Raw genomic sequence first — 12,977 nt, 5'->3', positions numbered from 1 at the left:
CTCCGGAGTGCGTCGCCGGCCGGACGCTCCCGGCGACCGGCACCTCGCCCTATATAGCGACGCAAACCTTCCCCGTCACGCCTTGCGGCACTGCCGCACCGCATCGCCGCCTCAGAAAAAGCGCAAGGCCCGCGGATCGCGGCCGGCCAGCGCCTCCGCCGCCTCCATCGCCAGGAACAGCCCGCCGGCGACCAGCACCATCATGCCCGCGGCGCGCGCTTGCGCCACCGCCAGCTCCATCGCCTCCGCCACGGCCGGGGCCTCGACGACGGCGAGGTCCGGCCGCGCCCGTTCGACGGCGGCACGCACGCGTTCGGTGCCGGCCCCGCGGTGATGGGCGCGCGTGCAGACCACCGCGGCGGCGGCGGCGGCGAGCGCCCCGGCGATGCCCTCCACGTCCTTGTTGTGGGACACCCCGGTCACCAGCAGGACCGGCTTGCCGTCCGCCAGGGCGGGCAGGTCGCGCAGGGTCGTGGCGATGGCGTCGGGGGTGTGGCCGACGTCGACGAACACCGGGGGGTCGTCCTGCACCCGTTCCAGTCGGCCGGGCCAGCGCACGGCGCCGACCGTGTCGCGGAAGGCCGCGGCGAAGCGGGCGGCGTCGGGCATGGCGCCGCGCCGCTCCAGCCACGCCCGGACCAGGCCCGCGGCGACCAGCGCGTTCACCACCTGGTGGCGTCCCAGCAGCGCGAACGCCACCTCGTCCAGCCGCACCCCGGCCACCGTCAGGTCCGCCGTCATGCGCCGCTCGGCGAAGCGCACGGCGTGCACCGTCCCGACGTCCCGCCACGACACCAGCCCGACGCGACGCAGCGCGAGGTAGGCGCGCAACCGCCGCAACACCTCGTCGTCGATGGCGCCCACGACCAGGGTGCCGCCCTCGGGGCAGAGGTCGGCCTTGTCGTAGGCGATCAGCTCCAGGGTGGGCCCGAGGATCTCCGCGTGCTCGCGGTCGAGGGACACCAGCGCGGCCACCGCGCCGGGCAGCGCCCGCACGGCGTCGTAGCGCCCGCCGATGCCGGCCTCCGCCACCAACGCGGCCGGGCGGCACGCCGCGAAGTGGTGCATGGCCATGGCGGTGAACGCCTCGAAGGCGCCGAAACGGTCGTCGGGATGGTCGGCGGCGTAGGCCGCCTGGCGCTCCTCGAACCACGCGGCGGCGGCGGCCAGGGCGTCGTCGGCGATGGGATGGTCGGCCAGGACGATGCGCTCGTGGAAGCGCAGGAGGTGGGGGGAGGTGTAAAGGCCGGCGCGGTGGCCGAGCCGCCCCAGCAGGTCGGCGGCGAGCCGGCACACGCTGCCCTTGCCGTTGGACCCCGTGACCTTCAGCGCGTCGAGGCCGCGCCCCCAGGGCCCGTCGAGCAGTGGCCCGAGCAGCCACGCCATGCGGTGCAGGCCGATTCCGCGTCCCGCCTTCGGCAGGGCCATCAGCCGCGCGATCGTCGCGTCGAGGGGACCCGCCGCGGTCACCGCCCGGCCTCGGCAAACCACGTCCGGCAGATCCGTTCCCACAGGTCGAGCACGGCGGCGCGGTGGCCCGCCCGGGCGGCCCCGCCGAGCCCGGGGTTGGCGTTGACCTCGAGCAGGGTGAAGCCGGCGGGATCCAGCCCGCCGCTTGCGATCGCGCCGGTTGCGCTCCCCCCGTCGGCGATCACGTCGATCCCGCACACCCGCAGCCCGATCGCCGCGGCGACCCGCCGGGCGTACGCGGCGACCGGGGCGGGCGCCGGTGCCTGGAAGTCGGCGACGCCGCCGCCGCCGCTGACGTTGCGCCGGGCCGCGAACGCCACCCCCCGCCCCGCAGCCGGTACCGAACCCAGGGCCAGGCCGGCGGCGTCCAGCGCCCGCGCCAGGAACGGCGACTCCGGGGCGACCGCCGGCAGGCCCTCGTCGGCAAGGCGGGCGTTCATCGCGTCCAGCAGCGCCCCCACGGTCGCGACGCCGTCGCCCCGCAGGACGTTGCCGGTCCGGCGGTAGAGGAACGGGGCCTCGCCGTCGACCACGACGATGCGGTACTCCGGCCCGTCGAGCACCTCCTGCACCAGCGCCACCGGGTGCTGCGCCGCCATGGCCGCGAACTGACGGACCAGGTCGTCGGCATCGTAGGCGACGTCGGCGAAGGCGCCGCGCGCCCCGCCGTTCGGCTTGACGAACACCGGGAATCCCAGGGTGCGGGCGAAGGCCACGGCGTCATCGACCGCGCGCCCGGGTCCGCGCTGGCCCCGGTAGCGCGCGGTGGTGAAGAAGTGTTCGCCCCGCGGCACCCGCAGCCCCGCCCGGCGCGCCAGCAGCGCGGTGTGCGCCTTGTCGTTGGCGATGGTGGCGGCGGTCGCGCCGTTGAGCGGATAGGCGCACACCGCACCGGCGCCGGTCAGGAACTCGTGCCGGCCATCGGACACCGCGGCAAGGTAGCCGGAATGCCCGTCGAGGACGGTCAGGCGGAATCCCGTGCGGGCGCAGACCTCATCAAGGAAGTCGATGGTGTCCGGCCACGCCATGTCACCGCCCTGCCGGCACCGTGGCGAGCACCGCCGCGGCCTGGTAGAGCGACCCGCACACCAGCACGCGGCAAGGTGCCGCGCCGCGCGCGCCGAGACCGGCGACCGCCGCCGCGATGCCGGGCGCCGCCGCCGCGTCGGCGATCCCGGCGGCGGCGGCGGCGGCGACGAGGCGCGCCGCCGGCATGCTGGTGCCGCCGCCCGGCAACGGTCCGTCCAGCGGCACCGCGCGCAGGGCCGCCGCCCATCCGCCCAGGGGGGCCAGGAAGGCCGCCGCGTCCTTGCTGGCGAGCATGCCCACCACGAGGCCGAGGGGGCGCCCGTCGGCCGCCCAGGAGGCCGCCTGCCGGCCGAGCACCTCCCCCGCCGAATCGTTGTGTCCGCCGTCCAGCCACAGCTCCGAGCCCGGCGGCAGGGACGCCACGAGCGTGGAGCGGTCCAGCCGCTGCAGGCGGGCCGGCCAGTCGACGGTGCGCAGGCCGCGGCGCACGGCGGCGTCGGGAACCGCCGGCCCTCCGCCCGCGCGCAGCGCGTCGAGGGCGGCGATGGCGGTGGCGGCGTTGACCATCTGGTGGTCGCCGGCCAGCGCCGGCGGCGCCAGCTCCAGGCTGCCGCGGGGTCCGCGGTAGACGAAGCCGCCGGGAAACGCAACGCTCTCCCAGGCCACGACCGGCGCGCCGAGGCGCCGCGCCGCCGCCGTCACCACCTCGACCACCGCGGCGTCGGCCTGGGGGGCGGCGACCACCGGGCATCCCGCCTTGATGATGCCGGACTTGGCCGCGGCGATGGCGGCGAGCCGGTCGCCCAGATACTCCGCGTGGTCATGGGAGATGCGGGTGATCACCGACACCGCGGGGCGGTCGAACACGTTGGTGGCGTCCTCGCCGCCGCCCATACCGACCTCCACCAGGGCGGCGTCGGCACGCTCCTCGGCGAACAGCAGGAAGGCGGCGCAGGTCAGCGCCTCGAACACGGTGACAGGGTCGTCCACGGACGCCCGCTCGCACCGCGTGAGGGCGTCCGCCAGCCGGGCGTCGTCGACCAGCCCGTCGGCCAGGCGCACGCATTCGCACACGCTGGCCAGGTGCGGCGAGGTGTAGGCCTGAACCCGCCATCCCGCCGCCTCGAGCATGGCGCGCAGGAAGGCGACGGTCGACCCCTTGCCATTGGTGCCGGCGACGTGCAGCACCGGGGCCATGCGCCGTTCCGGATGGCCGAGCCGCGCCAGCAGCCGATGCACCCGGCCCAGGGTCAGATCGATGGCCCGCGGGTGCCGGCCGCGGAACCGCTCCAGCGCCGCCGCGGCCGCGCCGTCAGGCGTCAACACCGCGGCCGCGCCGCGGGACGCCGACGCCGCGGCCACTTCGGATGGTGGTGGTGCGGCGGCCATCACCGGCGCGGCCACGCTCAGCGCTTCTCCGCGGCGGGGCCCTCGACGTCGGTGGCCTCCTCCTCGTACTCCGCATCGACCGCCCCGTCGGGCGCCGCCGCCGCCTCGTCGGGAGCCGGCAGGGCGGGGATCTCCAGCTCCGACTCGGCCGCCCCGGCCGCCCGCACCGGGCGGGTCAGCAGGTCGAGGACCCGGCTCAGCGTCGCCCGCAGGTCCTTGCGGTGCACGACCATGTCGACCATGCCGTGCTCCAGCAGGTACTCGGCGCGCTGGAAGCCCTCGGGCAGGGTCTCGCGGATCGTGCTCTCGATGACGCGGGCCCCGGCAAAGCCGATCTGCGCGCCCCTCTCCGCGATGTGGACGTCGCCCAGCATGGCGAAGGATGCGGTCACGCCGCCGGTGGTCGGGTCGGTCAGCACCACCACATAGGGCAGGCCCGCCTCCTTGACCATCTCCACGGCGATGGTGGTGCGCGGCATCTGCATCAGCGACAGGATGCCCTCCTGCATGCGCGCCCCGCCGGACGCCGGGACCACCACCAGCGGCGCGTTGCGCTCCACCGCGGTGCGCGCGGCGGTGACCAGCCCCTCGCCCACCGCGATGCCCATGGACCCGCCCATGAACCCGAAATCGAAGGCGGCCACCACCACCGTCATCCCGTCCATGGTGCCATGGCCGACGACGATGGCGTCGGACCGCCCGGTCTTGGACTGGGCCTCCTTGAGACGGTCCGAGTAGCGCTTCTGGTCGCGGAACTTCAAAGGGTCGGCGACCGACTTCGCCAACTCCACGGTCTCGTACGCGCCGCCGTCGAACAGCATCGCCAGGCGCTTGATCGGGTCGAGGCGCATGTGGAAGCCGCAGTGCTGGCACACCGACAGGTTCTCTTCCAGGTCGCGGTGGAAGAGCATCGCCTCGCAGTTCGGGCACTTGTGCCAGAGGTTGTCCGGAACGTCCTTGCGGGCGTAGAGCGCGCGGATCTTCGGACGGACGTAGTTGGTGAGCCAGTTCATCGCGGTGCTCGATCTCGAATGGGGGGAGCGGTCAGCCGCGCGCGCGGCGGACGCCCTGGGCGAGGGAACGCACGAACGTCAGGACGTCGTCGACCAGGCCGGCCTGGGCGCGGTCGTCGGCGTCCAGGTTCGCCTGGATGCGGGACACGATGGCCGACCCGACGACGGCGGCGTCGGCCACCCGGGCGATGGCGGCGGCCTGCTCCGGCGTTTTGATCCCGAATCCGACGGCGACCGGCAGGTCGGTGTGGGCCTTCAGGCGCTCCACCGCCGCCGCGACGTCCGCCCCCTCGGCCGAGGCCGTGCCGGTGATGCCGGCGATGGCGACATAGTAGACGAAGCCCGACGTGTTCCGCAGGACCGCCGGCAGCCGCGCCGCGTCGGTGGTCGGCGTCGCCAGACGGATGAAGTTGATGCCGGCCGCAAGCGCGGGAACGCACAGCTCGGCGTCCTCCTCCGGCGGCAGGTCGACGACGATCAGCCCGTCGATGCCGGCCGCTCCGGCGTCGGCCAGGAAGCGCTCCACGCCGTAGGCGTAGATCGGGTTGTAATAGCCCATGAGGATCAGCGGCGTGTCGGCGTCGCCGCGGCGGAAGCCGCGCACCAGATCCAGGGTGCGGGTCAGCCGCCCCCCGGCCTTCAGCGCGCGCAGGTCCGACGCCTGGATGGCCGGGCCGTCGGCCATCGGGTCGCTGAACGGCATGCCCAGCTCGATCAGGTCGGCGCCCGCCGCGGGCAGCCCGGCCAGCAGGGCGGCGGCGGTCTCGTGGTCGGGATCGCCGGCGGTGACGAAGGTGACGAGCCCGGCCCGCCCCTCGTCCTTCAGGGTGGCGAAGCGGCGGGCGATGCGCCCGTCGGTGAGGGCGGCGGACAGCGCGGCGGCGGGCGATGCGGTGGTGCTCACAGGTTCACCCCAAGATGCTGGGCGACGGCGAAGATGTCCTTGTCGCCGCGCCCGGACAGGCACAGCACCATGAGATGGTCCTTCGGCAGCGTCGGCGCGCGTTTCACGATCTCGGCCAGGGCGTGGGAGGATTCCAGCGCCGGAATGATGCCCTCGGTGCGGGCGCAGAGCTGGAACGCGTCCAGCGCCTCCTGGTCGGTGATGGCGGCGAACTCGACCCGGCCGACGTCGTGCAGCCAGGAGTGCTCCGGCCCGATGCCGGGGTAGTCGAGGCCGGCGGAGATGGAATGCCCCTCGAGGATCTGCCCGTCCTCGTCCTGCAGCAGATAGGTGCGGTTGCCGTGCAGCACGCCCGGGCGGCCGCCGGTGATCGAGGCGGCGTGGGCGTCCGGCCCCTTGTCGATGCCGTGGCCGGCGGCCTCGACCGCGATCATCGCCACCGACGGCTCGTCGAGGAACGGATGGAACATGCCCATGGCGTTGGAGCCGCCGCCGACGCAGGCCACCAGGCTGTCGGGAAGGCGCCCCTCCAGCGCCTGCATCTGCACCCGCACCTCGTCGCCGATCACCGACTGGAAGTCGCGCACCATGCGCGGGTAGGGGTGCGGGCCGGCGACGGTGCCGATGAGGTAGTAGGTATCGGTGACGTTGGTCACCCAGTCGCGCAGCGCCTCGTTCATCGAGTCCTTCAGCGTGCGCGCGCCCGACGTCACGGAGCGGACCTCCGCCCCCAGCAGCTTCATGCGGAAGACGTTGGGCTGCTGGCGGGCGATGTCGACCTCGCCCATGTAGATGGTGCAGGGCATATCGAACAGCGCGCACACCGTGGCCGTCGCCACGCCGTGCTGGCCGGCCCCGGTCTCGGCGATGATCCGCTTCTTGCCCATGCGCCGGGCCAGCAGGATCTGACCGATGCAGTTGTTGATCTTGTGGGCCCCGGTGTGATTCAGCTCCTCCCGCTTGAAGTACACCTTGGCGCCGCCGAGCTGCCCGGTCAGCCGCTCGGCGAAGTAGAGCGGGTTGGGCCGGCCCACGTACTGGGCGAGGCGGGTCTTGATGTCGGCCTGGAATTCCGGATCGGCGCGAGCCTCGTCGTAGGACTTCTCGACATCGAGGATCAGCGGCATCAGGGTTTCGGCGACGAAGCGGCCGCCGAAGATGCCGAAATGGCCGTGTTCGTCGGGGCCGGCGCGGAAGGTGTTCGGTCTGGTCATCGCGGGAATGGGCCTGCGGCTGTACGCGGCGAACAATACACGAGGCTCGCCGTCGGGGAAGGCGCCACCATAGCGGCGCAGGGCGGGGATTTGAAGCGGCTCCTGTGGGGGTCGGCCGCCACGTTCCACCCTACGGGGGGGCGGCGGCCCCGGATCACCCCGAAGACGCCGGGCTCAGCCGCCCAGAGGGGGCGCGTAGAGCAACCCGCCGCGGGTCCACAGGTCGTTGAGGCCACGCTCGATGGCCAGCGGCGACTCCGCCCCGAGGTTGCGGCTGTAGATCTCGCCGTAATTGCCGACCGCGGCGATGACCCGCGCCGCCCAGCGGTCGTCGAGCCCCAGCCCGACGCCGAGCCCGGGCGCGACCCCGAGGAACTTGCGGACCGCCGTGATCGGGCTTTCCCGATGGGATGCCAGCGTCGCCGACGTGATGCCCTCCTCCTCGGCGAAGACGGTGGCGAAGAAGATCCAGCGCAGGACCTGGGCCCACTCGTCGTCACCCGGGGCGATCACCGGGCCCAGCGGTTCCTTGGAGATGACGTCGGGAAAGATCACGTAGTCCGCGGGGTCGGGCGCGCCGAGCACGCGGCGCCCGTGCAGGTTGATGCGGTCGGTGGTCAGCAGCTCGCAGTGATGATTGAAGAAGTTGTTCTGGGAGACGTCGCCGGAGCTGCCGCGGCGAAGCGTCAGGCGGGCGCCGGTGCGGGCGATCCACGATTCGAGGTTGGCGATCGTGGTCGTCCGCTCGGTCACGCACACCGTGGCCTCGCCGACCTCCGACAGGCGGCGCGCCGACAGCGACCGGTGGGCCATGAAGCCCTGGCCGTCGTAGAGGTAGACGAAGGGGAAGACGATGCCGAGGGCCGCCTCGCGGTGCAGCGTCCAGGTGCTGCCACCCATCAGGACGTCGATCGAGCCGGAGTGGACCACGTCGAAGCGGTTCAGCGAACTGACCTCGACGAAATCCACCCGGTCGGCCGCACCGGCCACCGCCGCCGCGGCGGCCCGGCAGAAATCGGGAAAGAAGCCGCTCCACCGGCCGTCGCCCTCCACCGTCGACAGGCCGACACCGCTCATCGTCACGCCGCAGCGCAGCACGCCCGTGTTGCGCACGCGGTCGAGGACCTCTCCCGCCGCCACCGCACCGGTCCCGGCGACGAGCGCGGTCACCGCACACAGCGCGAGAACCGCCCGCCGCACCCGCGTCACCCGCCCAGCGGCGGCGCGTACAGCAGCCCGCCCCTGGTCCACAGTTCGTTGAGGCCGCGCTCGATGCGCAAACGCGATCCGACGCCCAGATTGCGGTCGAAGATCTCCCCGTAATTGCCGACCTGCCGGATCACCCGGGCCGCCCAGCCGTCGTCGAGCCCCAGCCCGGCGCCCATCCCCGGCTCCGTGCCGAGCAGCTTGCGTGTCTCGGCGTCGTCGCTCTCGGCGAGATCCGCGAGGTTGGCCGAGGTCACCCCCTTCTCCTCGGCGACGACGGTGGCGAGGAACGCCCAGCGCACCACCTCGAACCAGCGGGCGTCGCCGTCCGTCACCACAGGGCCCAGCGGCTCCTTCGAGATGATCTCGGGGAAGATCACATAGTCCGACACCTGCGGCGCGTTGAGCAGGCGCTGCGCGTGGAGGCTGACGCGGTCGTTGGTCAGCAGGTCGCAATGATGGTTGAAGAAGGCGCTGAGCGCCCCTTCCGTCGACTGCACGCGCTTGACGGTCAGGGTCGCCCCGGTGCGGGCGATCCAGCGCTGCAGGTTGTCCAGTGTCGTGGTGCCGTCGATGACGCAGACGGTGGCGTCCGCGACCTCCGCCAGACGGGTGGCGCCCAGCGATTTGTGGGCCATGAAGCCCTGCCCGTCATACTGGTAGACGGCCGGGAAATCGACGCCGAAGGTGGCGTCGCGCTGCAGCGTCCAGGTGGTGCCCGCCATCACCACGTCGACGGACCCGTCGCGCACCGCCTCGAAGCGGTTCTGCGACGACACCTCCAGGATCTCGACGTTGTCGGCACCGCCTGCCGCGGCGGCGGCCAGCGCGCGGCACATGTCGACGAAGAACCCCTGCCAGCGCCCGTTGACGTCGATCGCGGCGAGGCCGATGCCGCTGGTCGAGACGCCACACCGCAGCACCCCGCTGTCGCGCACCCGCTGCAAGGTCCCGTCGTCCGCCATGGCGATCCGCGGCCACGCCACCGCAGCGACGAGCAGAAGCGCAACACCCCACCGCCCCATGGCATCCCCCGAACCGCCGATCCCCATCGCCGCGTCCAAGATCGCGTGACAGGAGCCCGCCGGTCAAGCATTCGCGCGACACGCGAGTTGGACCGGCACGGTGAATTGCGCTGCGCTCTCCGATCATGCTAAGTGGATCCACACCGTTTTCGGCCGTGGTCGGCAAGGCGCCTGCCGTCGCCTCCGGGCCGGCGCCACCGCCAGGAGGCATGTTTGCTCGTGCGGTTTCCTCGCCTGGGGGTAGCCTTTCGCATCCTTGCCGGCCTGACGGTGATCGGCGGCCTCACCGCGGCGACCGGCGTTGTGGCCGTTTCGCTGTTCGCCCGCTTCCTCGACGGGTTCGAGCAGATCGCCACGTCGAAGGTGCCGGGGCTGGTCAGCGCCTCCCAGCTCGCGCAGCAGACCGGGACCATCGCCGCCAACGCCCCGGCCCTGGTGGCGGTGCAGAGCCAGTCCGTGCGCGAGGCGGTGATGGCCCGCATCGGCGACCAGATCGTCCTTCTCGAAGACCTGATGCAGCGGCTGCGCACCCGCGGCGGCGAGGCCGCCGACCTGGCCGAGCTCGACCGCCGCAAGAACGAGCTGGTCGACAATCTGCGCGCCCTGAACGGCCTGGTCGAGCGCCAGCTCACCGTCGCCACCGAAACCGCCGCCATGGCCGGGCGCATCCTCGACCTCGACGGCCGCCTGCGCCGGACGAAGCAGGCCTACGTCGCGGCCGGGCCGGTCGGCCCCGGCCGCGACGTGGAGCACCGCGTCGAACGCTGGGCCGACCACGTCACCCACGCCCTGACGGTGCTGCTCGCGACCACCCGCTCCGATCACGAGGCCAAGGTGGAGCGCATGCGCCGGGAGTTCCGCCAGTCCCTCGACGACGGCGCGCGGGAGTTGACGGGGCTGCCGCCCGACGCCGTGGCCGCCCTGGAGCCGCTGCACCGCCAGGTCAGCGCGCTCGGTCTCGGCGAGGACAACCTGTTCGCCAACCGGGCGGCCGAGATCGCCCTGCAGCGCGCCATCAAGGGGGCGGTGACCCGCAACCAGAACGTCTCGGACCGCCTGGTGGCCGCCGTGTCCGACTATTTCCTGGCGGCCGAGCAGGACATCGCGCACCGCTCCGACGAGTTCGAACGGGTGATCCGCGAGGGCGAGCGCGCCATCGTCGCCATGGCCCTGTTCTCCATCCTCGGCGCCGCCGGCATCTTCTTCTACATCCACCGCAACGTGGTGCGGCGGCTGCGCATCCTCCAGTCGACGATGGTGGCCCACGAGGCCGGGCACGCCGTCGCCATCCCCACCCGGGGCCGCGACGAGATCGGCGACATGGCCCGCGCCCTCCAGTTCTTCGTCAGCACCATCCGGGCGCGCGAGCGTGACCTCCTGGACAGCGAGCGGCGCCTGCGGGCGATCCTGGAGCAGAGCCCGGTGGGCGTCGCCGTCGGCCGCGCCGACGGCACCGTCGTGTTCGCCAACGCCCGCGCCGCGGAGATGGCCGGCATGCCGCTCGACTCCTTCGTCGGCCGGCGCCACACCCTGGCCGCCCCCGACGCGCCGACCCCGGCGACGGCGGCCGGCGACGGCGCCGGTGTCGTCGCCCGCGACGTCGAGGTGGCCGTGGAGCGTCCCGACGGCCGCCAGGTCTGGGCCCTGCAGACGCTCCAGCGCACGGAGTTCGAGGGCCAGCCTGCGATCCTCGCCTGGAGCTACGACATCACCGAGCGCAAGCAGGCCGAGCAGGCGCTGTTCGCAGCCAAGGAGCAGGCCGAGGTGGCGGCACGCTCCAAGTCCGAGTTCCTGGCCACCATGAGCCACGAGATCCGCACGCCCATGAACGGGGTGATGGGCATGCTGGAGCTGATCGCGCTGACGCCGCTCAACGCCGAGCAGCGCAGCCTGGTGACCACCGTGCGGGACAGCGCCACGGCGCTGCTGCGCATCATCGACGACATCCTCGACCTGTCGAAGATCGAGGCGGGCAAGCTCGACCTGGAGGAGCTCGACCTGTCGCCGGTCGACCTTCTCGAAGGCGTCGCCGACCTGCTGGCGCCCCAGGCCCAGCACAAGTCCCTCTCGCTGGTCTGCCACGTCGATGGCTCGGTGCCCGCGATGGTGCGCGGCGACCCCGGCCGGCTCCGGCAGATCCTCTTCAACCTCGCCGGCAACGCCATAAAGTTCACCGAGACGGGCCGGGTCGTCCTGCGGGCCATGGTGTGCGGGCGCCCTGCCGGCGGCACCCTGCCGCTGCGGTTCGAAATCGAGGACACCGGCATCGGCATCAGCGACGAGGGGCAGGCCCGCCTGTTCCAGCCATTCAGCCAGGCCGACAGCTCGACCACCCGGCGATTCGGCGGGACCGGCCTGGGACTCGCCATCTGCACCCGCCTCATCGAGATGATGGGCGGCCGGATCGGCGTGGTCTCCGCGCCGGGCCGCGGCTCCACGTTCTGGTTCACCTTGAGCGTTCCGGCCGGCGAGCCCGCGCAGCACACCGCCATCGCCCCGGACCTTGCGGGCCTCTCCCTCATCGTCGCCGAGGGCGATCCGGCGCAGCGGGCGGCGCTGCTGCACTATCTGGAGGGGGCGAACGCCGCGGTGGCGGACGCGACCAGCATCGGGGAGGTGCTGGAGTTGATGGAGATGGCGCCGCCCGACGTCCTCGTGCTGGCCAGCCACCTGCCCGACGGCGACGTCGCGTCGGCCCTGGCGCGGATCGCCGCCGCCGGCGCCGCCCGTCCGCCGGTGCTCATCCTGGGCGAGGCCGCGGACGCCGGCGCCACCCGGCCCGCCGGCGCGGCGGTCGACTCCCTGCCGCGGCCCCTGCACCGCAACGCGCTGTTCGCGCGGATCTGCGCCCTCGCCGGCCGCCCCGCGGTCACCGCCGACGCGCTGGAGGGCGGGGCGCCGGCGGTGCCCGGCCCGCTGAGCGGTGCCGAGGGCGCCACCCTCCTGGTGGCGGAGGACCATCCGACCAACCAGCAGGTGATCCTCCGCCAGCTTCGCCAACTCGGCTTTGCGGCGGAGATCGTCGGGGACGGCGTCGATGCCCTGTCGGCCTGGCGAGCCCGCCCCTTCCGCCTGCTCATCACCGACTGCCACATGCCGCAGATGGACGGCTACGAACTGGCCCGGCAGGTCCGCGCCGCCGAGCAGGATGCCGGTGCGGGAGCGCGCATTCCCATCGTCGCCATGACCGCCAACGCGCTGGCCGGCGAGATGGAGCGCTGCACCGCCGCCGGGATGGACGACTACATCGCGAAGCCGGTCACCCTGCGCCAGCTCGCCGCGGTGCTCGAGCGGTGGCTGGGCGAAGGCGCCGTCGCCCCCATCGCCGCTCCGCCGGAGGCGCCGGCGGAGCCCTGGCCGGTGCTCGACCTCGCCCATGTCCGGGCGACCTTCGGGGCGCTGGACGCCAACGCCGTGGAGATGCTGCACTTCTTCGTCGAGACGACGCGGCCCCTGGTGACGCAGGCCGCGGCCGCGTTCGCCGGTGGCAACCTCGAGGACGTGCGGAACGCCGCCCACACCGCCGCCGGCGCGGCACGCACCGCCGGCGCCAAGGCCCTGGCCAAGGCCTGCGCCGATCTCGAGCTGGCGATACACCACAACGACCTCGCCGCCGCCGAAAGCAGCGTGCGGGCGATGACCCATGCGCTGCCCACGGTGGCCGACACCATCCGGACGCTCCGCCCCGACCCCGTTCCGGTCGGCTGAAATAGGCACACGAAGAAAT

Annotated in this window: 9 protein-coding genes; 1 reads left to right on the top strand and 8 read right to left on the bottom strand. The window is 73.3% G+C overall.

Annotated elements, in window-relative coordinates; genetic code table 11:
* Positions 1–111: 111 nt before the first annotated feature.
* The 8 genes from AC6H2I_RS03805 to AC6H2I_RS03770 form a co-directional block, all read right to left on the bottom strand.
* Positions 112–1,470: a bifunctional folylpolyglutamate synthase/dihydrofolate synthase gene (locus tag AC6H2I_RS03805; RefSeq protein WP_497499241.1), complete on the bottom strand. Its 1,359-nt coding sequence runs from the start codon at positions 1,468–1,470 to the stop codon at positions 112–114.
* The gene (locus AC6H2I_RS03800) at positions 1,467–2,498 is read right to left on the bottom strand and encodes an ATP-binding protein (protein ID WP_497499240.1); all 1,032 of its coding nucleotides are present in this window, start codon (positions 2,496–2,498) and stop codon (positions 1,467–1,469) included. Before AC6H2I_RS03800 ends, AC6H2I_RS03805 begins: the two co-directional genes overlap by 4 nt.
* A 1-nt stretch (position 2,499) precedes the next feature.
* Positions 2,500–3,903: a bifunctional folylpolyglutamate synthase/dihydrofolate synthase gene (locus AC6H2I_RS03795; RefSeq protein WP_497499239.1), complete on the bottom strand. Its 1,404-nt coding sequence runs from the start codon at positions 3,901–3,903 to the stop codon at positions 2,500–2,502.
* Between the two features lie 2 nt (positions 3,904–3,905).
* Positions 3,906–4,901 (bottom strand): acetyl-CoA carboxylase, carboxyltransferase subunit beta, encoded by a 996-nt coding sequence (gene accD, locus AC6H2I_RS03790; protein ID WP_497499238.1) that lies wholly within the window; start codon positions 4,899–4,901, stop codon positions 3,906–3,908.
* A gap of 31 nt (positions 4,902–4,932) precedes the next feature.
* A complete protein-coding gene (trpA, locus tag AC6H2I_RS03785; RefSeq protein ID WP_497499237.1) occupies positions 4,933–5,805 on the bottom strand; it encodes a tryptophan synthase subunit alpha in 873 nt (290 codons plus the stop codon).
* Positions 5,802–7,019 carry a tryptophan synthase subunit beta gene (gene trpB / locus AC6H2I_RS03780; protein WP_497499236.1) on the bottom strand — a complete coding sequence of 406 codons (1,218 nt, stop codon included), beginning with the start codon at positions 7,017–7,019 and terminating at the stop codon, positions 5,802–5,804. The genes trpA and trpB overlap by 4 nt, the downstream gene beginning before the upstream one ends.
* Before the next feature lie 174 nt (positions 7,020–7,193).
* On the bottom strand, positions 7,194–8,189 hold the full coding sequence (locus AC6H2I_RS03775; RefSeq protein ID WP_497499235.1) for a transporter substrate-binding domain-containing protein: 996 nt from the start codon (positions 8,187–8,189) through the stop codon (positions 7,194–7,196).
* A gap of 35 nt (positions 8,190–8,224) precedes the next feature.
* The gene (locus tag AC6H2I_RS03770) at positions 8,225–9,190 is read right to left on the bottom strand and encodes an amino acid ABC transporter substrate-binding protein (RefSeq protein WP_497499234.1); all 966 of its coding nucleotides are present in this window, start codon (positions 9,188–9,190) and stop codon (positions 8,225–8,227) included.
* A gap of 279 nt (positions 9,191–9,469) precedes the next feature.
* On the opposite strand from AC6H2I_RS03770, the gene AC6H2I_RS03765 reads away from it, so the two are divergent.
* Positions 9,470–12,958, top strand: a complete 3,489-nt coding sequence (locus tag AC6H2I_RS03765; protein ID WP_497499233.1) for a response regulator — start codon at positions 9,470–9,472, stop codon at positions 12,956–12,958.
* Positions 12,959–12,977 lie beyond the last annotated feature (19 nt).

The organism is Azospirillum sp. NS33 (assembly GCF_059703765.1).
This window is presented reverse-complemented; position numbering and strand designations above follow the sequence as displayed.